The sequence below is a fragment of the Desulfuromonas versatilis genome, from assembly GCF_019704135.1.
Lineage (GTDB): Bacteria > Desulfobacterota > Desulfuromonadia > Desulfuromonadales > NIT-T3 > Desulfuromonas_A > Desulfuromonas_A versatilis.
Genome location: NZ_AP024355.1, coordinates 2,434,658 through 2,455,272, shown reverse-complemented (window position 1 = coordinate 2,455,272; position 20,615 = coordinate 2,434,658). Strand labels below are relative to the sequence as shown.

The window sequence follows — 20,615 nt, the reverse complement described above, 5'->3', positions numbered from 1 at the left end:
AGAAGAATGAGGCATCCCCGGATGCCTCTTTTCATTCGCGGAGAGCAGTATGGACCAGGTTCATGTGACATTGCCGGATGGATCTCGCAGGGAGTTTCCCGTGGGGAGCACCCCGCTCGACGTGGCCCGCTCCATTGGCGAGAGGCTGGCCAGGGATACCGTTGCCGCCAAGGTCGACGGACGCCTGGTCGACGCCAACACCCCTCTCAACGTCGATTCGAAGCTCGAGCTTGTCACTCTTGGTACGCCGCTCGGCCTCGAGGTCTACCGGCATTCGGCCGCCCACTTGATGGCCCATGCGGTCAAGTCTCTCTACGGTGACCAGGTCCAGGTGACCATCGGTCCGGCCATCGAGACTGGTTTCTATTACGATTTCTTCAGCGAAAAGCACACCTTCACTCCCGAAGAGTTCGACAGCATCGAACAAAAAATGAGTGAGCTCGCCGAACAGGACCTGCCCATCGTCCGCGAGGAGATGAGCCGGGACAGCGCCATCCAGCTGTTCAGGGACATGGGTGAGGCTTTCAAGGTCCAGTTGATCGAGGACCTTCCCAACGAAACCGTCTCCCTCTATCGGCAGGGAGATTTTGTCGATCTCTGCCGCGGTCCGCATCTGCCCAGCACACGGCATCTCAAGGCCTTCAAGCTGATCAGCGTGGCCGGGGCCTACTGGCGGGGCGATGAGCGCAATGCCATGCTGCAGCGCATCTACGCCACCGCCTTTCCGGACAAAAAAGAGCTTCGGGCCTATCTGCTCAGGCTCGAAGAGGCCAAAAAGCGCGACCATCGCCGCCTCGGGCGCGAACTCGACCTGTTCTCGTTCAATGAGGAAGCCGGGCCGGGCCTGGTAATCTGGCATCCCAAAGGGGCTTTGCTGCGTACCCTGCTCGAGGATTTCGAGCGCCGCGAGCACCTCAAGCGCGGCTACGATATCGTCATGGGGCCGCAGATCCTGCGCACCGACCTCTGGAAGACTTCCGGGCATTACGAAAACTACCGGGAAAACATGTACTTCACCGAGGTCGAAGGACAGAGCTTCGGCATCAAGCCGATGAACTGCCTGGCCCATATGCTCATCTATAAGTCGCAGATGCGCTCCTATCGGGATCTTCCCCTGCGGTACTTCGAGTTGGGTACGGTGCATCGGCATGAAAAGTCCGGCGTGCTGCATGGCCTGCTGCGGGTGCGCGGCTTTACCCAGGATGATGCCCATATTCTCTGCATGCCCGAACAGCTCGACGCCGAGATCAAGGGAGTGCTGCGTTTTGTCCAGGACGTCATGGGGATCTTCGGCTTCGAATACGAAATGGAGATTTCCACCCGCCCGGAGAAGTCCATCGGCAGCGACGCCGACTGGGAGCGTGCCACCGGTGCCCTGATGAGCGCCCTGAACGACTCGGGGCTCCCCTATGAAATCAACGAGGGGGACGGCGCCTTTTACGGGCCGAAGATCGATATCAAGCTGAAGGACGCGCTTGACAGAAGGTGGCAATGTGCTACAATCCAGTGCGATTTTACCCTGCCCGAGCGTTTTGATCTCACCTACGTAGGGCGTGACGGGGAGCGGCACCGTCCGGTCATGGTGCATCGAGTGATCCTCGGGGCCATTGAGCGCTTTGTCGGGGTGCTGATCGAGCATTTCGCAGGCAACTTCCCGCTCTGGCTCTCGCCCGTGCAAGCCGTCGTGGTAAACGTGACGGACAATCAGGCCGAGTACGCAGAAAAGGTTTACAGCGCGCTGCGGGCCGAGGGTGTTCGTGTGCAGAAGGACCTCCGCAATGAGAAACTCGGATTCAAGATCCGCGAGGCTCAGGTGGAAAAGGTCCCGTATATGCTTGTTGTCGGGGACAAGGAAATGGCCGACGGGACGGTGGCCCCGCGCTTCCGCAACGGCAAGACCCTTGACCCAATGACGCCTGCCGAGTTCGTCCGCTTCGTTCAGGAAGAGTGCAGGCAATACCACTAGGAGGTGGCACCATAGCTAAGCAAGAGACCAACGTCAATCGCGCCATTCGCGCCCGGGAAGTTCGCGTCATCGACGACGAGGGCGGGCAGCTTGGCATCCTGCGTCTGGAGGACGCGCTGGCTGCCGCGGCTGAACGCGGCCTCGACCTGGTGGAAGTCTCCCCGGGGGCAACGCCTCCGGTATGCCGGATCATGGACTATGGCAAGTACAAGTACATGGCCAGCAAGCGTGCCGCGGAGGCCCGGAAAAAGACAGCCAAGGTCGAATTGAAGGAAGTCAAGATGCGCCCGAAGACCGAGGAGCATGACTTCCAGTTCAAGGTCAAGCACGCTCGGCGCTTCCTCGAGGAAGGGAACAAGGTTAAGGTCACCGTCATGTTCCGCGGCCGCGAAGTCACTCACCCCGAGTTCGGCAGGAACCTGCTCGAAAAGGTCGCCGAAGAGGTCAAGGACCTCGGCCAGGTCGAATCGATGCCCCGCATGCAGGGCCGGTTCATGCACATGGTGATTGCCCCCAGTAAGAAATAGACCGTTGCGGCCGTGCGGGAATTCCCGCCGAGTCGAAAACGAAATCAAATAACCACCCGGAAGGAGATGGGTCATGCCCAAAATCAAAACCAACCGCGGCGCTGCAAAGCGTTTCCGCAAGACCGGAACCGGCAAAATCCGCCGCAACAAGGCTTTTACCAGCCACATTCTGACCAAGAAGAGCACCAAGCGCAAGCGCGACCTGCGCCAGTCCACCGTCGTCGATGCGCGCGATCACAAGAATATCAGCCGGTTGATCCCCTATCTCTAGGGCGAGAGTTCCGGCTCGGCTTTAAGTCCGTGAACTGAGGGGACACTTGTCTCCCCCTTCAGATCCGGCAACGGCAGTGATGCCGTTTATTTTGAACACAGAAGGAGCAAAAAATGCCGAGAGCAAAACGTGGAGTAAAAGCGAGACGCAGACGCAACAAGGTTCTAAAGCTCGCCAAAGGTTATCGTGGGGCGCGCAGCAAACTGTTTCGCAGCGCCACCGAGGCCGTCGACAGAGCGCTGAATTACGCGTTCCGCGATCGCCGGGTCAAAAAGCGGGATTTCCGGGCGCTGTGGATCGCGAGGATCAATGCAGCCGCCCGCGAAAACGGCCTCTCCTACAGCCGGTTGGTTTTCGGGCTGAAGCAGGCCGAAATCGGGCTGGATCGGAAAATCCTGGCACAGCTTGCGGTCACCGATCCCACCGGATTCAGTGCCATTGTCGCCAAGGCCAAGGCCCAGTTGCAGTGAGACTCTGAAAAAAAGAGATGAGGGCCTCCCTCATCTCTTTTTTTTTGCGGTGGACGGAGGGGCGGGACCGATTGGGCGGACCTGCCCCGATACTTCTCTACACCCGACTATCCCAACTCTCCCCGTGCCTCCAGGATCAATACCTGACAGCCCGACGTCCCGAATCCGGGCCATCCGCCCCCTGTTATTCGGGGAGGTTGGACATTGCCTCCGTCATGGCTTTGCGGGGATGGAAGTCAAACCATACACACCTGGGATTGCAAATGAAGCAACGACTTGAAGCGATGTTGCAGGACGCTCTGGCTGCCCTGGAAGCGGCAGGCAGTGAACCCGCGCTGCAGGAGATCAAGGTACGATTCCTTGGCAAAAAAGGGGAGCTGACCCGGATCATGAAGGAGATGGGCGCACTTTCCGCTGACGAGCGGCCGGTTGTCGGTGCGCTTGCCAACCGGGTCAAGGAGCAGATTGAATCCCTCTTTCAGACCCGGCTCGAGGTCGTTCAGGAAAGCGACCTGCGCCGCCGTCTTGAGGAAGAAAAGATCGATGTAACCCTGCCCGGGCGTCATGGGGCGCTGGGGTCGAAACATCCGATCACCCTGGTCGCCGAGCAGATAACCGAGATTTTCGCCTCTCTCGGGTTCGGGGTAGCCGAGGGGCCGGAAGTGGAGAAGGATTTCTACAATTTCGAAGCCCTCAACATCCCCAAGGATCATCCTGCCCGGGACATGCAGGACACCTTCTACGTTTCCGACGATGTGGTGCTGCGCACCCATACCTCGCCCGTGCAGATCCGCACCATGCTGCGCCAGGCGCCGCCGGTACGGGTGATCGCGCCCGGCACCGTCTATCGGCGCGACTCGGACCTCACCCACAGCCCCATGTTCCACCAGATTGAGGGCTTTCTGGTCGACCGCCACGTTACCTTCGGCGATCTCAAGGGCGTTCTGACCACCTTCGTGACCCAGTTTTTCGGCAAGGGGGTCGGGGTCCGCTTCCGGCCGTCCTTCTTTCCCTTCACCGAACCCAGCGCCGAAGTCGATATCCAGTGCGTCATCTGCGGAGGTTCCGGGTGCCGGGTGTGCAAGAATTCCGGCTGGCTGGAAATTCTCGGCAGCGGCATGATCGACCCCGAGGTCTTCAAATCCGTGAATTACGACCCCGAGGTCTACTCAGGTTTCGCTTTCGGGATGGGTCTGGAGAGAATTGCCATGCTGAAATACGGTGTCAATGACCTGCGTCTGTTCTTTGCCAACGACCTGCGGTTCCTGAAGCAGTTCTGAGCGGTTTTTCCCTTATAGAAGGGCAGTTGGCAACTATTTGATAACCAAGGATCTGAACCGATGATCGTTACCTATAACTGGCTCAAGGAATTTGTTGATTTCGATCTCAGCCCCGAGGAGCTTTCCCATCGGCTGACCATGGCTGGGCTCGAGGTCGACGCCATGGAAAAGCTCGGGGACGGGCTCGACAGCGTTATCGTTGCCAGGCTCGCCGCCGTCGACAGCCATCCCGATGCGGACCGGCTGACCGTCTGCCGCGTTGAGACCGGCACCGATACCGTGCAGGTGGTCTGTGGCGCAAAAAACCACAGGGCCGGGGATTTGGTGGCCTTCGCCCAGGTCGGTTCGGTTCTTCCCGGCGACTTTAAGATCAAGAAATCCAAGATTCGCGGCCAGGAGTCCATGGGTATGCTCTGCTCCGAAAAGGAGTTGGGTCTCGCCGAGGAATCGGAAGGAATCATGATCCTGCCGCCGGGCCTTGCCCTCGGTAAGCCGGTGATGGCCGCGCTCGGCCTGAAGGACGTGCGCTACGAAATCGGCCTGACTCCCAATCGCCCGGATTGCCTGAGCGTGGTGGGCGTTGCCCGGGAGGTGGCGGCCATGGTCGGCGCCCCCCTTGGCCTGCCCAAATTCGAGCTGGTGGAGAACGGCGACGACATCCGCGGGCAGAGCTCCGTGACGGTGGACGAACCCGGTCTCTGTCCGCGTTATTCCGCCCGGTTGATCCGGGGAGTCAAGATCGGACCCTCGCCGGAATGGATGGTTCGCAAACTGCAGACCGTGGGGATGCGTTCCATCAACAACGTGGTGGATGTGACCAATTTCGTGCTCATGGAGTTGGGCCATCCGCTGCATGCCTTCGATTACAACCTGCTGCGCGGAGGACGGATAGTCGTTCGTCGGGCCGGGGAGGGGGAGGCATTCACTACCCTGGACGACAAGCAGCACGTGCTGGAAGCGGGTGACCTGACCATCTGCGACGCCGAGGGCCCGGTCGCCCTGGCCGGGATCATGGGGGGGCAGAATTCCGAAGTTCAGCCCGACTCGGTCGATATCCTGCTCGAAGCCGCCTATTTCAATCCTGCGACCATCCGGAGAACCAGCAAAAGACTGGGGATCCATACCGAATCTTCTCACCGCTTCGAGCGCGGGGCCGACGTCAACATGGCCCGGGTTGCGCTGGACCGCGCCGCGGCGTTGATCGCCGAGCTGGCCGGGGGGACCATTGCCCGGGGGGCCATCGACGTCTATCCCAGCGTGTTGGCGGAGCGCCGCTTGACCATCACCGCCAGAAAGGCCAGTGAGGTGCTCGGCCTTAAGATCGACGCCCTGGACATCAAGCAGATGCTGCGCTCTATCGGGTTGGGCTGCGAACTGGCCATCGACCGCGAGGATGGTGCCCTGTACGTGACCGTCCCCTCCTTTCGCCCGGACCTGGAGCGGGAGATCGACCTGATCGAGGAAGTGGCGCGGCTCGGCGGCTACGACCGGATTCCGGTAACCATGCCCGTCGGACGCAGCCTCTGCCACCTGCTGCCTGAGCACCAGCGGCAGGTGAAATCCGCCCGTGACCACATGGTCAAAGTGGGTTTTTCCGAGGTCATCAATTATTCGTTCATCGCTCCCGCGGCGCTGGAACGGATCGGTCTCGACGGCCAGGACCCGCGACGGCAGATGGTTAAAATCCTCAACCCCTTGACCGAGGAACAGTCGGTCATGCGCACCACGCTGGTGCCGAGCGTTCTGGAAACCGTGGCCGGCAATCTCGCCTACCGCTCGCTCGATTTGCGCCTGGTCGAGGTGCGCCCGGTTTTCTGTGTCGATCCCCAGGAGGAACTTCCCCGGGAAAAGGCCCGCCTGGTAGCGGCCATGTGCGGCCGGCGCGAACCCGAGGGGTGGGCCCAAAACGGCCAGACGGTAGATTTCTACGATTTGAAAGGGGTCATCGAATCGCTGCTCGAACAATTCCGCGTCGGCAGCCTGGTCTTCGACAGCAGCCGCAGCGAACCCTTTTTGCACCCGGGCAAGTCCTGCACCCTGCGCGTTGGGGATAAAATCCTCGGCACCCTGGGGGAGGTGCATCCGCGGGTGCTGGGGAATTTTGAAATCGAATCCCCGGTCTACCTGGCCGACCTCGACCTGGAAATGGTATTTTCGCTGGCCCAGTCTCACCCCGGGTTCAGCCAGATTTCAAAATTTCCGGATGTTTATCGAGACACCGCGCTGCTCGTCGATGAAAGCGTAAGTGCCGCGGATCTGTTCGAGAAGATTCAGGGTGTCAAGAGCAAACATATTGAAAATGTTGTGCTTTTTGATGTCTACCGGGGCAAGGGGATCCCGGAGGGGAAAAAGAGCATGGCCATCCGGGTGCGCTATCGGTCCCTGGAGAAGACCTTTACCGACGAGGAAATTCAGGCCGCTCACGGCAGGATCGTGGCAACCCTCTGTCGCGAACTGAATGCGGAAATACGTTGAAAAACAGGTTGATAACTGTATTTTCCTGTGGTATAAAACCAGCAAATTCAAGGACCTGTGCACTACGGGAAGTGGAGGCTATATGACGAAGGCGGATCTTATCGAAAATGTGTACCTGAAAACCGGATTCTCCAAAAAGGAATCCGCCGAAATCGTTGAAACAGTCTTCGACCTGATGAAAGATAACCTCGAGAAGGGGGAAAAGATCAAGATCGCCGGTTTCGGCAATTTCGTGGTCAAGGACAAAGCCACCCGGCGTGGTCGCAATCCGCAGACCGGCGATGAAATCGAAATCAGTTCGCGGAAAATCCTCACCTTCAAGCCCAGTCAGGTCCTTAAGGCAGCTATCAACGGGGGGGAATAACCTTCCTCCCGTCCCGGCTCTGTGGCGTGGGGCATGGACATCGAGATTCCCGACAAGCTCTATTTCAAGATTGGCGAAGTAGCCGAACTTACCGGCATCAAGCCGCACGTTTTGCGCTACTGGGAATCGGAGTTCGGCGTTTTCCGGCCAGCCAAGAGCCAGAGCAAACAACGGCTTTACCGGCGCAAGGACATCGAGCTGGTTCTGTATCTCAAGGACTTGCTCTACCGGCAGGGTTTCACCATCGCTGGAGCCAGGAAAAAGCTCCGCGAAGACGGTCCAGTCAATATTTCCCAGATGAGTCTTCCCCTTGCGCAAACGCCCCAACAGCAGGCGTTGGCTGAGTTGCGGGAGGATCTGAAGCGACTCAGGGACTCTCTGTCCACTTCAGGCAAACCAGACTGACTCCCCCTCCACGGCAGGTTTAGTCGAGGAATACTTGCTGATACTGGTAACCAATGACGACGGGATCCTCTCTCCGGGCATCCAGGTTCTTGCCGAGAGACTGAATGATCTCGGCGAGGTGGTCGTGGTCGCCCCCGACCGGGAGCGCAGTGCCGTCGGCCACTCCCTGACCCTGCATTCCCCACTCAGGGCCGAAGAGGTCCGCCCCGGTTTCTTCGCCATCGACGGTACCCCCACCGACTGCGTAAACCTCGGGATCCACGGCCTGCTCTCCGTTCGACCCGACCTGGTGGTCTCCGGCATCAACCGCGGAGGGAACCTGGGCGACGACATTACCTACTCCGGAACCGTTGCCGCAGCTTTCGAAGCTACTTTGATGGGCGTCCCCGCCTTTGCCGTGTCGCTCGCCGGAGATTCCTTTAGCAAAGCCGATTTTCTCCCCGCTGCCGATTTCGCCCTCAGTTTGGGGCGCCTGGTCCAGGATCGCCAACTGCCGCCCGATACCTTTCTCAACGTCAATGTGCCTCCCGGCAGACCCGCAGGGGTGCGTTTGACCCGCCAGGGAAAGCGAGTCTACGGTGACGTCGTGGTGGAGAATATCGACCCGAGAGGACGCAAGTATTACTGGATCGGGGGGGGGGACCTGGGCTTCAAAGACATCGAGGGGACCGACTTCAGCGCCATCCAGGACCGCTGCATCTCCGTGACCCCCCTGCATCTCGATTTGACGAATTATCGTTCCTTCAGCCAGTTGGAAGGTTGGGGACTTGACCAGCTGAGGGCTTCCGCGCCGGACGCGGGCGGCGATGACTAACATGCTTGATTTTTCCATAGCGCGTCGGCAGATGGTCGAACGCCAGATCAAAGGTCGCGGAGTGAGCGATCCTCTGGTGATCAAGGCCATGCAGAGAATTCCCCGCCACCTGTTTGTCGAGGAGGCGCTGCAGAGTCAGGCCTACAGCGATTTTCCGCTGCCCATCGGGGAGAAACAGACCATCTCCCAGCCCTTCATGGTGGCCTTTATGACCCAGGCGTTGGCCTTGAAGGGGGGGGAGCGGGTCCTCGAAATCGGCACCGGATCCGGCTACCAGGCCGCGGTGCTCGACCAGATCGCCTCCCGCGTCTATTCGGTTGAGCGGTTTGCCTCCCTGGCCCGCCGGGCTCGCCGCATCCTCGACGGCATCGGGCAGAACAATATCAACATCAAGGTCACGGACGGAACCTTCGGTTGGGAGGAGGAGGCGCCCTTCGACGCCATCATCGTCACCGCCGGAGCCCCCTCGATCCCGACCAGGTATCTCGATCAGCTCGTGGTCGGGGGGCGCCTGGTCATTCCCGTCGGGGAATTTGGCAGCCAGATCCTCAAGCGGGTCACCCGCACCGCCGCCAAAGAGTATCACGAAGAGAATCTTCTCGATTGCCGCTTCGTTCCCCTGGTGGGCAAATTTGGCTGGGAGAAGGAATAGGTCGACCTATGCAACTGGTGCGGAGGCTCTACGACTGGGTTCTGCATTGGGCCGAAACCCCCTATGGGGTCCCGGCCCTTTTCCTGTTGGCGTTTGCCGAATCTTCCTTCTTCCCCATCCCCCCCGATGTCCTGCTGATCACCCTGTGCATCGCCCTGCCTGCCGGGGCCTTCCGTTTTGCCCTTATCGCCTCGGTCGGGTCGGTGCTCGGCGGGGTTGCAGGGTATGGGATCGGCTACAGCCTTTGGGGCGTGGTCGACAGCTACTTCTTCAATTATGTGCCGGGCTTCACCGAGGAGGTTTTCGCCAGGGTGCAGGGGCTGTTTTCGGCGTATGATTTTCTGACGGTTTTCACCGCCGGGTTTACCCCCATCCCCTACAAGGTGATCACCATTGGCGCCGGGGCCTTCAAGATCAACTTCCCCGTATTTATCCTCGCCTCCGCGGTCAGTCGGAGCCTGAGGTTTTACCTGGTGGGCTGGCTGATATACCGCTATGGGCCTGCGATACGCGAGTTCATCGAAAAATATTTCAACCTGCTGACGATCGTTTTCATGGTTCTGCTGGTCGGCGGGGTTCTGGTATTCAAATTCGTCTTCTGACTACGCAACGGCCGGGCCGGTTTGCGGCCGCCGGTTTTTGTCGAGGTTGACGAAACCGGGCGGTTTTCGCTAGGGTGGTCGGCGGAGGTCCGGGGGAATTCGAATCCAGTGGGGGAACATGGTGCTTCGATCATATAAAACCCTCCTGTTGCTTCCCTTGTTGTGGGGATGCGCGACGACGGAAGGGGTTTTTCACGAGGTTCACCAGGGGCAGACCCTTTATCGGATAAGCCGAGCCTATGGGGTTGACGAGAGGTACATCGCCCGCATCAACGGCATCGACGATCCGTCCCGCTTGCGTGTCGGGAGCAGGTTGTTCATCCCCGGTGCCAGCAGTGTCCTCCAGGTCCCGGCCACCGTGCCCCCGTCGACGGGAACCCCTGCGGCACCAGCCGGCGTGCCTCCGTCGGCATCGGCGCCATCCGGACCCGCAGGGTGGGTCAAGAGCCCATCCCCGGCCCCTGCAGCAGCGCCCAAACCGCAGCCCCCGGCTCCGCAGCGCACCGCTGCGCCACCGCCAACCGCTGTCAAGGGCAAGTTCATCTATCCCCTCAAAGGGAAAATCCTGCGGGGATTCGGGCAAAAAAACGGCGAGGTGAGCAAAGGGATCGAGATTGCCGCCGCGCCGGGGTCGGCCGTTCAGTCATCGGCGGCCGGGCAGGTCATCTACAGCGGCAACGGAGTCAAGGGTTTCGGCAACCTGATCATTCTCAAGCACGACGATTCCTTCTACACGGTTTACGGGTATAATCAGTCGAATCTGGTCAAGGCCGGGACGTTTGTCGGCCAGGGGCAGAAAATCGCTCTTTCGGGAAGGCCACCAAGCGGAGGGAACCCTCGGCTTCATTTTGAAATCCGCCATGGCAAACAGGCGGTCGACCCCATTTTTTACTTGCCTTGATTTCCCCTATCTCTTAGAATTTTTAAGGCTTTTTCACTTTTCCCCAGCTGGAGAACCAACTCGCAATGGACGAAACGATCTACGACTACGACGATATGGACCTCGATCGCGACGCCGCCGAAGAGGATGATAACCCTGAGGACTTCACCCCCTCCGAGGAGGACCAGGCCGAGGACGACGAAAAGGAAGAAGAGGAGCAGGAGCACCAGTACGACGACCATTCGGACGATGCCATCAAGCTCTATCTCAAGGAGATCCAGAAGACCAACCTGTTGACCGCCGAAGAGGAGCGGGAGCTTGCCCGGAGGATTTCCCAGGGGGACAAGTCCGCCCGCGACCGGATGATCGAATCCAACCTGCGGCTGGTGGTGAAAATCGCCAAGCGCTACATGAATCGCGGTCTGCCATTCCTCGATCTGATCGAGGAGGGGAACATGGGGCTCATCAAGGCGGTCGAACGGTTCAAGTTGAGCAAGGAGTGCCGTTTTTCCACCTACGCAACCTGGTGGATCCGCCAGTCCATCGAGCGGGCCCTGGTCAACCAGAGCCGCACCATCCGCCTGCCGGTGCATGTCTCGGATGACATCAACAAGCTGATCAAGATCAGCCGCGAACTGGTGCACAAATTCAACCGCGAACCCCAGGTAAACGAGCTGGCGGAAGCCATGGGAGTTCAACCGAGCTATGTCAGACGCCTCATGGTGCTGGTCAAGAAGACCTACTCCATCGAGCACCCCATGGGGGAGAACAACGATTACAGCCTCATGGATACCATCGAGGACCCCTCCGCCGTGGACCCCTCGACGCTTATCGAGGATCTCAACAAGTACGCGCACGTGGCCGAGTGGCTGGGAACGCTCAGCGAAAACGAGAGAGAGATCCTTACCCTGCGCTTTGGACTGGATGATCGCGAGCCCCAAACCCTCGACACCATCGGCCGTCGCTTTGGGGTGACTCGCGAACGCATCCGCCAGATCGAGGCGAAAAGTCTCGAAAAGCTCAGAAAAATCCGGGAAGAAAAAAGCGCTGTCGGAATCGCAGAGGCCCAGGGCGAAGACGATTGATCAGGCCGTGCCGCCTGAGAGCCTAAAGTAACGCCACCCAAGCCTATTCAGGAGTTGCTCGTGGAAGAGTTGAAAAATATCATCCGGGACATCCCCGACTTTCCCAAAAAGGGGATCGTGTTCAAGGACATCACCACCCTGCTGGCCGATGGGCGGAGTTTCCATCGCATGGTCGATCTTATCGCCCATCGCTACCTCGGGCAGAAAATCGACCAGGTTGTCGGCGTTGAGGCCCGCGGCTTCATCCTGGGTTCGGCCCTGGCCTACAAACTCGGTACCGGGGTGACCCTGGTGCGCAAGCCGGGGAAGTTGCCCTACAAGACCCGCCGCAAAACCTATGAGTTGGAATACGGCACCGACACGCTGGAGATCCACGAAGATGCCTTCAAGCCCGGAGCACGGGTGATCATCGCCGATGACCTGCTGGCCACCGGCGGGACCATGGCCGCCGTGCTCGACCTGGTGGAGGATCTCGGGGCCGAAGTCGTGGAATGCGCCTTCATGGCCGAACTCGAGTTTCTCGAAGGGCGTAAGCGCCTTCCGGAGGGGAAGGTCTACAGCCTGTTACAGTTCTGATTGTCGAGGTGGGGGAAAAAGGGCTTGCCAGTCGCGGGTCCGATCAGGTATAAAAGACACCCCTTGTGGCCTCGTAGCTCAGCAGGATAGAGCAACCGCCTCCTAAGCGGTAGGTCGTGCGTTCGAATCGCGCCGGGGCCGCCATTTGCAATACTCGAGGGCCTGCATCGAATTGATGCGGGCCCTTGTTTTTTACCTTCTGCCTTTGGCCGGCCCTACCAGGTCGTGCGCCGCTCCCGTCCCCGGTAAGGTTTGCTTTTCATCGCCCGGGTCGGGTCAAGCCCGGGGGTAATCCACCCTTCGGTCCTTTCGAACCTTGCCACCTGCTGCAGATTGATCAGGTGGTCCAGGTATTTCGGCGTAACCCTCTCCTGCTTACCGTTCTTAAAAAGCACCTTGATCAGCATGGCCGCAAATCTCCCATCTGGCGGGTTCCCGAACCAGGAAAAGCAAACCATAAAATCCCGAATTTTCAACTTGCAACTTGCTTGCATTCCGTGAAAATTGTGCCTAACTACTGGGTAGAGGTCTGGTCCTTTCCTGCTAAAGGAGCTGCCCATGCTTATCCGAATCATGTACCCCGATCGCGGCCAGGATATGGTCAAGCCCTTCCTGCTGAGCCAGCTGATTGACAAAAACCTGATCCGCAAATTCAAACGCTCGAGTGGTTGGGTCGACGTTCGTTGCGATCCCATCCGTGGACAAAGCAAACGGTTGTACCTCGGTCACGAGCGGCGGGCGCGGGAACAGTAGTTTCCTCGGTGGAAGTGGCAATCAGATGGCGTAGGTAAAACTGCGTGAAGCCCGCATCCCGCAACGATGCGGGCTTTGCCCGTTGTGGGGGACCGGTTCAGCGAATGTAGGCTTCGGTCACATAGCGCCTGAGCATGGCGTGGGTGTTGAAATAGTAGGCATTTTTACCGATAGCGTTTTTCATGGTTCGTATCCAGCCGGGCCGGTCGTCGTAATACAAGGGGAGGATCACCTGTTCCAGCTTGGAATAGAGGTCATTGACGTCCTCTTTCGAATCGTTGGCCGTCAAGGATGACTCGGTAGGAGGGGGGCCGATGGACCACCCGGTGACCCCTTCGATATGCCCCTCAATCCACCAGCCGTCGAGAATGCTGAAATTGGGTACGCCGTTCAGGGCTGCCTTCATCCCGCTGGTGCCTGAGGCCTCCAGGGGACGGATGGGGTTGTTCAGCCACAGGTCCACTCCGGGAATGAGGCGGTAGGCGACATCCATGTTGTAGTTTTCCAGGTAGACGGCCTTGACCTTTCCCCGCAATTGATCCATGTGCTTGAATATCTGCTGGATGACCTGCTTGCCGGGCACGTCGGAGGGGTGGGCCTTGCCCCCGAAAACCAGCTGCAACTTCCCTTCGCCGATCCGGGCGAGACGATCCGGGTCGCTGAAGATCAGATCCCCCCGCTTGTAGGTGGCCGAGCGCCTGGCGAAGCCGATGGTCAGGATTTCCGGGTCGAGCTTTACCCCGGTGGTTTCTTCGATGTACTGGAACAGGTAGGCCTTGGCCCCGGAGTGGGCTTCCCAGATCTCCTCGTCGGGAATATTGTCCACCCGCACCAGCAGTTCAGGTTCGTTGGCCCAACTCGGCAGGTATTGGTCGTACAGGGCGACGAAGTAGGGTGAGGCCCAGGTGAATGGGTGGATGCCGTTGGTGATGGCGTGGATTTCGAAACCCGGGAAAAGGGATTTGGAAATCTCCCCATGCTTCTTGGCGACGCCGTTGACGAAGCGGCTCAGGTTCATCGCCAGGACGGTCATGTTCAGCTCTTTCTGCCCGGCCAGCTCCTGCAGCAGGGGGAAGGGGACGGGTTCGCCCAGGACCCGCTTGACCAGGGGGTAGGGGAAGCGGTCGTGGCCCGCCTCCACCGGCGTGTGGGTGGTGAAGACGCACTGCTCCATGACCCGGCGGGTCTCCCAGGAGGCCCGTTCGTCCCAGGTGTCCTCCACCGGTAAACGGGCCTTGGCCAGCAACTCAAGGGTCAGCAGGCTCGCGTGCCCCTCATTCAGGTGGAATTTCTTGATGGTGAAGCCGAGTACGCTGAGCAGCCTGGCGCCGCCGATGCCGAGGACGATCTCCTGTTTCAGCCGGTATTCGAGGTCGCCACCGTAGAGCTGATCGGTTATCCGGCGGTCCTCCTCCATGTTCCCCGGGATATCGGTGTCCAGGAACAGCACCGGAACTTCACCGCCGGTCGGGCTTTTCACCCGGTACAGCCAGGCCTGGATTTTCACGTCCCGGTTCTCAATGGACACCAGGGTCTTGGCCGGCAGCAGCTCCATCCGCGACTCGGGCTTCCATTCGACGAAAAATTCCTGTTGCCAGCCATCGGTCGCGAGTTTCTGGCGGAAATAGCCCTTGCGGCTGGCCAGGGTGACGGCCACCATCGGCAGTTTGAGATCCGCCGCGCTTTTGATGGTATCTCCGGCGAGGATGCCGAGTCCGCCGCTGTAGGTGGGGATGTCGGTAGACAAACCTATCTCCATGGAGAAATAGGCGATTTTCGGTTCGTGGGTGAAGCTCTTCCAGTCGCTCATCTGACGGTGCTCCCTCCTTGGCAGGGGATCGGCCCGTGGCCTCTGGACGATTTCAATTATGATCGGTTTCTAAAGAATAGCAGGTAACCCTGCGAACGGTACCGCACCCGGCAATCTGCGGTCGGGCATACTTTGCTCTTGAAAATCAGGGGGATATGTGGGAGAGTAAGGGCTTGAAAAATGCCGGATTTTTCCCTCTTCAAGAGCCGAGGAGAAGCAGGGTTCATGTATCTTGATTTTTTTGGATTCAAGGAAAAACCCTTCACAATTACGCCTAATCCCCGCTTTATTTTCCTGAGCAAAAACCACAAGGAAGTCTTCGCCCACCTGCTCTACGGCATCCAGGATCATTGCGGGTTCATCGCGGTCACCGGGGAGGTCGGTACGGGCAAGACCACGGTTCTGCGCACCCTGTTGGGGGAGCTGGACGAGGATGCCTACAAGGTGGCATTTATCTTCAATCCCTGCCTTTCATCCCTGGATCTTCTGCGCAGCATCAATCGCGAGTACGGCATCCAGGCGGATTCCACCAGCCATTCGGATCTGCTGCATGCCCTGAACCAGTTCCTGCTGACCCGACGCGCCGAAGGGCGCTCGGTCGTGCTGGTGATCGATGAGGCCCAGAACCTCGAACCCCAGGTGCTCGAGCAGATTCGCCTGCTCTCCAACCTCGAAACGGATACCGACAAGCTGATCCAGATCGTGCTGGTCGGCCAGCCCGAACTCGGCGAGCTGCTCTCACGCAACGAACTGCGCCAGCTCAACCAGCGGATTACCGTCCGTTATCATCTGAACACCATGGATTTCCAGGATAGCTGCGATTATATCAGCCATCGCATCCGAGTGGCCGGCGGCTCCCATCAACAGGTTTTCGGCAGTGCGGCGCTAAAGAAGATCTACCGGTTCTCGGGTGGGCTGCCCCGGCTGATCAATATCCTCTGCGATCGGGCGCTGCTGGTCGGATATGCCGAGGGATGTCGCGAGGTGACCGGCAGGATGGTCGATGCGGCCATCACCGAAGTCGACAACCGCCCCCGGTCGTTTCTGCGCAAGCTGTTCGGCGGTTTTCTGAGCTGAGCCCCCTGACTTACCAATTGGAGAACCTGGGCCCCTTTGTCCCTGCTGGAGTGCGGTAATGAGCTTCGTCCTGAAAGCCCTGAAAAAACTCGAAAATGAAAAAGCCGACAAGATTGGCGGCCCATCGAATATCGCCCGGGATATCCTGCAGGGCAACACCCTGTCCCGCAAGCGCTCGAGGAGCATCTTCCCCCTGGTGGCGGTGCTGGTATTGATCGGGGTCGGCACTTTCTTCCTGGCCGGGGGAACTCTCTCTCCGTCCGAGCCGGAAAACGCGTTGTCCAGCCCCCCGGCTGCCGAATCCGCGGCTGCGCCGCAGGAGAGCGTCGCTGCGGCCACGCCGGAAACCCCTGCACTCGAACCTGCCGCGGCTGATCCTGCCGCGGCTGATCCTGCCGCGGCTGATCCTGCCGCGGCTGATCCTGCCGCGGCGATGGCGGCCCCCGAGTCACCCGCGGAATCCACACCCGCAGCCGTTTCCCCCGTGCCCCCGGTCCAGGAGGCTGCCCCCAGCCCTTCGCCGGCACCCGCTGCCGCCGAAAACCGCGGTGCCGTTCTTGAAACCTTGGGCAAGAAGGCCCAGGAGACCGTGGAAAAGAACCGCCAGACTGCCGAGTCGTTGAAAAAGACCGCCGAATCGCTGCAGCAGACCGCCGCCGCTCTCAAAGGGAAGGTGGTGATTCCCAAAAGCAGCCTGCCGGTGGTGATCCAGGAAACCAAACCCTCTCCCTCCCAGGCCAGCGCTCAGCCGGCCAGGACGGTTACCATCAGTCGCGCCCAGGCCAGTTCTGCGGCCCGTGACAGCCGCACCGCCCCCTGGGCACTGGCCGGGGTCGGCAGCGACACCGTGCCGGAGCTCAAGGTGAGCGAAGTTCATTATCGTGAGGATGTGCGCGACCGCCTGGCGGTGGTCAATGACCTGCCGGTCATGGAAGGGATGGTGATCGAGGGGGCGAAGGTGGACCGGATCTTCAAGGATCGCGTCCGCTTCGTCATCAACGGCAAATACCACGAAATCAAATTGCCTTAGCCCTCCGGCAAGTAAAGCCGGCCGGCAGCCCGCATTCAGGGGGCGGACCAGCCGTCCTCCCCGACGTCCAGCCACAGGTAGTCGGCGTCGGTGGCGGTGGCGTTGGTCCGGTCCACCCGGCCGATGATCTCCGGCAGGATCACCTTGTAGGGATAGGGGTGGTATTCCTGGAGCTGACTCGGGATGCCGTACTTCCAGTTATGTCCGCTGCCGGCCAGCACTACGATGGTGCGCTCCGGGTTCTGTTCGAGGTACTCGGCCAGGTTTTTCGCCATGATGCTGTCCCACACCAGCTGCGCCTCGCAGAAATAGACGAACGATTTGCCGTGGTTGCCGTGGCCGCCCATGGCGCGGCGGATGTAGTCCATGTAAGCCGGGTCGACATTGCAGGCGATCCCCTTGAGCTCCTGGCTCTGATCCGCTGACAACGAAGCGAAGCCCTCCTCGGCGACCTGCCTGGTAATATCCCGCGAAATGTTGAGCCCCACCATCGGAACCTCGAAATCCCGGGCATAGACGAAAATGTCCCGGTACCTTTCCCACATGCTCCAGTTCTGCTCGTAGATCGCCTTGAACTTGCGCTCGGTCAGGTGGTTGGCCACCCAGAGGTCGAGCTGGTCCTGGCTGTCGCTGCGGAACATCTCCAGGCCGATGGCCAGCGCTACGCCAGCCTCATGCAGGGTGCGGATAATTTCCAGTTGCGCCTGGTGGTGGCCGTCGTGGTCATGCAGTTCGCCGATGAAAACCAGCCTGGTGTTGCTCAGGTCGTCGACGAGCTCGGAAAATTCGACCTCCTGCCTGCTCTGGGTATCCAGAATATGCGGATGCCCGAAAACCGGCGCGGCCCAGGTCAGTAACAGGCACAGGCCGAGGAACAGGGTTGATCTCCTCATGGACGGTTCTCCTCGCTGAACAGGTGAGTGGTCGGCGCAGCGGCAACCGGCCAGGTCCCCTTGGTACGGTTGTTGCCGTTGTCGAAGGCCAGGTAACTGTACTTGCCGTAATGGGGGATCTTGCGCACCGCCGCGGCTGCGGCATCGGCGGAAAGCGGCAGAAACAAGGCCGTCACCCGGCTGCTGTCGGCAGGGTGGGGCAGGGCGGCGAACAGGGCCGCTCCAGCGCTTTGGTAGCGCTCACCCTCGAGGCTGAAAAAGCCCGGACCATAGGCCAGGCCCTCGGGGGTAGGAGGACGGATCTGCGGGTTTGTCGGCGGGCCGATGAAAAGCACGTCCCGGCCTGCCAGGTCGCCGGGACCAACCGCGCCTTCGGCAACGGTCTTCGCAGCTTCCTGGCGCATGGCCGCCAGCAGGTCCAGGGCGGCCTGGCGGGTCTGCTCCGAAAGGTGCTCGGCGACCACCACCAGCAGGTTGGTCGAGCCGCGGATGGCGTTGACCGTCGGGGGTATTTCCACCGGGTCGAGGCGCCGGAACAGATCCGCCTGCGGGTCGACGATCAGCCGGTCAGGCATCTCCGGGCTGGTTATGGAAAAGGGCGATTGGGACGTATTGGCGGTGATCACCCGATCGATTGCCCCTCCCGGGGTCTCCAGGCGCAGGCGGATCTCCAGGTCGTAGGCATCCCCTTGCTGCACCAGCGTCCCCGTCACCAGCCATCCCTGGTCAGCGCGGGCTGCAGCGACCCCTTCCAGTTTCAGCACGGGCGCCCCCCGCCGGCTGACCCATTGTTCGAAAAAGCCTTTCAGGTCCCGGCCTGAGACTTCGCCGAAAACCGAGGCGAAATCCTTCCATGAGGCTTCACGGAACATGAACTTTTCTGCCATCCGCCGCAACCCCGACCAAAAATCGTCCTCGCCGATTTTCATTCGCAGCATGTGAAAAACCATGGCCGCCTTACCGTAACCGATGGACTGGCTCGCTTTGCTGTCCCGGCTGCTGAACCGGCTCAGGGGGAACTCATTGCCGGGGTGTACCAGGGAGGCGTAGTCACGCAGGATATTGATGCGGTATTCCCTGGCCTCTTCCGCCGAGGAGAGTTCCTTGAAGTAGTGATCGGCCAGGTAGGTGGTGAGGCCCTCGGCCCAGTTGCCCTGGCGGTAATCGGCACGCACCCCGGTCCCCCACCAGGAATGGGCGATCTCGTGGCCCAGGCTGGTTTCGACGATAAAGGGCAGGCGCACCACGCTCGAGCCGAGCAGGGTCCAGGAGGGAAAGCCGTAGCCGGTGGGAAAGAAGTTTTCCACCACTGCGAATTTTTCGAAGGGGTAGGGCCCGAACAACTTCTGATACATGAACAGGTAGCGGCGGGTCGCCTCCAGGTAGGTTTGCGCCAACTCCCCGCTGCGGGGGTAGAAATAGGCGTAGACGGGAACCTGGTCGACCATCTCTTCCCACACCTGGTAGGGGCCTGCGGCCAGGCTCAGAGAGGGCAGGGGAGTGTTCGTCTCCCACACCGAATAACTCTCGCCCCCAGCGACCTGCTCGGCGCGGCGGCCCGAGGTGAGAGCGTGGTACCCCTCGGGGGCCCGGACCCTGACCTTGAACAGGGCGGTTTGTCCTGGCAGCACAGGGTACCAGGCGGCGCCGCCGGATAGAAAGGTGCCGGCCGGGCCGATGGATGCGGCGACCCCGTAGGTCGGGTCTTCCGCGTGTAGTGGGGCCTCGGGAGGATGATCGAGAAACCGCCCCTGGTAGTCGATGCGGATTCGCAACTGACCTTCGGGATTCACCGGGGGCAGGGCAATGTTCAGCAGTCCGCCGCTGAAGCTGAACGGAACGGCACCGCCATTGACCGCAACAGCGCTGACCCTGCAGCTTTCGGCCAACGTCAGTTGCAGGGTGGTGGTTTGGGTTGAGGCGATGCGAAGGGTCGCGATGCCCTGCAGGGTGCCGTTTCCAGGCTCTAGACGGATGTCCAGATCGTAAGCCGGGAGCGCCTCCGGCCCGGAAGAGGAGGTGGCGGAGGCGGGGCTAAGACACAGCAGCACGAGGACGAAAAGGGCGGCAATCGGAGTTTTCATGCCCTTTATTATACCCGATCGGCCGAACCTTACAGCCTCCGCCTGGTTATTGCCCTGCGGAGGGCGGCTGATATGCGATAAGGCTTATTTCTGCTGTTGCTGCTGGAGCAGGCGGGCGAACTTTTTGTCGAATCCCGCCTTGATGGTGTCGTCCGTCGCCCCGAGCTCCGCCCAGAGAAAGGCCATCATTGCCTGACCGTAGCAGATGTTGCAGTTGGCGGCGTGGTCATCGTACTTCTGCCCGAAAAAGCCCTTTTTGACAAAGCAGTCGAGCAGGCTCTTGTGGCCCATGGCGTCGCAGAAGCAGTAGCAGTTGAACTTCTCAATGAGGCGTGGCTGCTTGACGGCGATCATGTAGCCGACTTCCACCGATTCGTTGGTGAACACGTACTGGGGGAACTTCCACTGGTCCCAGTCCTCGTCGGGATACTTCTTCTCGAGAAGCTCGGAGGCTTCGCCGGTGAGATCGGCCATGGACAGGTTCATGATCCGGTCGAACTCCTTCTGCTGGGAATCGGAAAGGGCCAGGGCCGGCGCGGCGGTCAGCAGAACCAGAAGCGTCAGAAGAGAAAAAATGTTAAATGTTCTCATTGGATGTCGT

At 60.1% G+C, this 20,615-nt stretch carries 22 protein-coding genes and 1 tRNA gene; 18 read left to right on the top strand and 5 right to left on the bottom strand.

Features of this window, described 5'->3' with window-relative positions:
* The first annotated feature begins 49 nt into the window (after positions 1-49).
* From thrS to DESUT3_RS10980, 15 genes are all read left to right on the top strand, one after another.
* Complete coding sequence (thrS, locus tag DESUT3_RS11050; RefSeq protein WP_221248534.1) at positions 50-1,966, top strand: threonine--tRNA ligase; 1,917 nt, start codon at positions 50-52, stop codon at positions 1,964-1,966.
* Between the two features lie 11 nt (positions 1,967-1,977).
* A complete protein-coding gene (gene infC / locus DESUT3_RS11045; RefSeq protein WP_221252528.1) occupies positions 1,978-2,493 on the top strand; it encodes a translation initiation factor IF-3 in 516 nt (171 codons plus the stop codon).
* Positions 2,494-2,566: 73 nt separating this feature from the next.
* The gene (gene rpmI / locus DESUT3_RS11040; RefSeq protein WP_221248533.1) at positions 2,567-2,764 is read left to right on the top strand and encodes a 50S ribosomal protein L35; all 198 of its coding nucleotides are present in this window, start codon (positions 2,567-2,569) and stop codon (positions 2,762-2,764) included.
* 113 nt (positions 2,765-2,877) lie between these two features.
* The gene (gene rplT, locus DESUT3_RS11035) at positions 2,878-3,234 is read left to right on the top strand and encodes a 50S ribosomal protein L20 (protein ID WP_221248532.1); all 357 of its coding nucleotides are present in this window, start codon (positions 2,878-2,880) and stop codon (positions 3,232-3,234) included.
* 263 nt (positions 3,235-3,497) lie between these two features.
* Positions 3,498-4,514, top strand: coding sequence for a phenylalanine--tRNA ligase subunit alpha (gene pheS, locus DESUT3_RS11030; RefSeq protein WP_221248531.1), 1,017 nt, complete (start codon positions 3,498-3,500; stop codon positions 4,512-4,514).
* A gap of 60 nt (positions 4,515-4,574) precedes the next feature.
* Positions 4,575-6,989, top strand: a complete 2,415-nt coding sequence (pheT, locus tag DESUT3_RS11025; protein WP_221248530.1) for a phenylalanine--tRNA ligase subunit beta — start codon at positions 4,575-4,577, stop codon at positions 6,987-6,989.
* 82 nt (positions 6,990-7,071) lie between these two features.
* On the top strand, positions 7,072-7,353 hold the full coding sequence (locus DESUT3_RS11020; RefSeq protein ID WP_221252527.1) for an integration host factor subunit alpha: 282 nt from the start codon (positions 7,072-7,074) through the stop codon (positions 7,351-7,353).
* 33 nt (positions 7,354-7,386) lie between these two features.
* The gene (locus DESUT3_RS11015) at positions 7,387-7,758 is read left to right on the top strand and encodes a MerR family transcriptional regulator (protein ID WP_221248529.1); all 372 of its coding nucleotides are present in this window, start codon (positions 7,387-7,389) and stop codon (positions 7,756-7,758) included.
* A gap of 34 nt (positions 7,759-7,792) precedes the next feature.
* The gene (gene surE, locus DESUT3_RS11010) at positions 7,793-8,572 is read left to right on the top strand and encodes a 5'/3'-nucleotidase SurE (protein WP_221248528.1); all 780 of its coding nucleotides are present in this window, start codon (positions 7,793-7,795) and stop codon (positions 8,570-8,572) included.
* 1 nt (position 8,573) lies between these two features.
* On the top strand, positions 8,574-9,224 hold the full coding sequence (locus tag DESUT3_RS11005; protein ID WP_221252526.1) for a protein-L-isoaspartate(D-aspartate) O-methyltransferase: 651 nt from the start codon (positions 8,574-8,576) through the stop codon (positions 9,222-9,224).
* 8 nt (positions 9,225-9,232) lie between these two features.
* Positions 9,233-9,826, top strand: a complete 594-nt coding sequence (locus tag DESUT3_RS11000; RefSeq protein WP_221248527.1) for a YqaA family protein — start codon at positions 9,233-9,235, stop codon at positions 9,824-9,826.
* Positions 9,827-10,421: 595 nt separating this feature from the next.
* A complete protein-coding gene (locus DESUT3_RS20925; RefSeq protein ID WP_225911698.1) occupies positions 10,422-10,727 on the top strand; it encodes a murein hydrolase activator EnvC family protein in 306 nt (101 codons plus the stop codon).
* A 65-nt stretch (positions 10,728-10,792) separates the two neighbouring features.
* Positions 10,793-11,791 (top strand): sigma-70 family RNA polymerase sigma factor, encoded by a 999-nt coding sequence (locus DESUT3_RS10990; RefSeq protein ID WP_221248525.1) that lies wholly within the window; start codon positions 10,793-10,795, stop codon positions 11,789-11,791.
* A gap of 60 nt (positions 11,792-11,851) precedes the next feature.
* Entirely contained in the window at positions 11,852-12,367 is a 516-nt protein-coding gene (locus DESUT3_RS10985) for an adenine phosphoribosyltransferase (protein ID WP_221248524.1), read from the top strand.
* Between the two features lie 67 nt (positions 12,368-12,434).
* A tRNA-Arg gene (locus DESUT3_RS10980) sits at positions 12,435-12,511 on the top strand.
* A 71-nt stretch (positions 12,512-12,582) separates the two neighbouring features.
* Here the strand turns inward: DESUT3_RS10980 and DESUT3_RS10975 are convergent.
* Entirely contained in the window at positions 12,583-12,774 is a 192-nt protein-coding gene (locus DESUT3_RS10975) for a GSU3473 family protein (protein ID WP_221248523.1), read from the bottom strand.
* A gap of 151 nt (positions 12,775-12,925) precedes the next feature.
* On the opposite strand from DESUT3_RS10975, the gene DESUT3_RS10970 reads away from it, so the two are divergent.
* Positions 12,926-13,120: a GSU3473 family protein gene (locus DESUT3_RS10970; RefSeq protein ID WP_221248522.1), complete on the top strand. Its 195-nt coding sequence runs from the start codon at positions 12,926-12,928 to the stop codon at positions 13,118-13,120.
* 97 nt (positions 13,121-13,217) lie between these two features.
* On the opposite strand, the gene glgP is transcribed toward DESUT3_RS10970, so the two are convergent.
* Complete coding sequence (glgP, locus tag DESUT3_RS10965; protein ID WP_221248521.1) at positions 13,218-14,930, bottom strand: alpha-glucan family phosphorylase; 1,713 nt, start codon at positions 14,928-14,930, stop codon at positions 13,218-13,220.
* Positions 14,931-15,155: 225 nt separating this feature from the next.
* Here glgP and DESUT3_RS10960 point away from each other — a divergent pair, with 225 nt between their 5' ends.
* A complete protein-coding gene (locus DESUT3_RS10960) occupies positions 15,156-16,007 on the top strand; it encodes an ExeA family protein (RefSeq protein WP_221248520.1) in 852 nt (283 codons plus the stop codon).
* A 58-nt stretch (positions 16,008-16,065) separates the two neighbouring features.
* Positions 16,066-17,037: a hypothetical protein gene (locus DESUT3_RS10955; RefSeq protein ID WP_221248519.1), complete on the top strand. Its 972-nt coding sequence runs from the start codon at positions 16,066-16,068 to the stop codon at positions 17,035-17,037.
* Between the two features lie 35 nt (positions 17,038-17,072).
* Here DESUT3_RS10955 and DESUT3_RS10950 read toward each other — a convergent pair whose 3' ends face one another.
* From DESUT3_RS10950 to DESUT3_RS10940, 3 genes are all read right to left on the bottom strand, one after another.
* On the bottom strand, positions 17,073-17,930 hold the full coding sequence (locus tag DESUT3_RS10950) for a ChaN family lipoprotein (RefSeq protein WP_221248518.1): 858 nt from the start codon (positions 17,928-17,930) through the stop codon (positions 17,073-17,075).
* On the bottom strand, positions 17,927-20,014 hold the full coding sequence (locus DESUT3_RS10945) for a M1 family metallopeptidase (protein WP_221248517.1): 2,088 nt from the start codon (positions 20,012-20,014) through the stop codon (positions 17,927-17,929). The genes DESUT3_RS10950 and DESUT3_RS10945 overlap by 4 nt, the downstream gene beginning before the upstream one ends.
* Positions 20,015-20,098: 84 nt before the next feature.
* Positions 20,099-20,605 carry a PCYCGC domain-containing protein gene (locus DESUT3_RS10940; protein ID WP_221248516.1) on the bottom strand — a complete coding sequence of 169 codons (507 nt, stop codon included), beginning with the start codon at positions 20,603-20,605 and terminating at the stop codon, positions 20,099-20,101.
* Positions 20,606-20,615 lie beyond the last annotated feature (10 nt).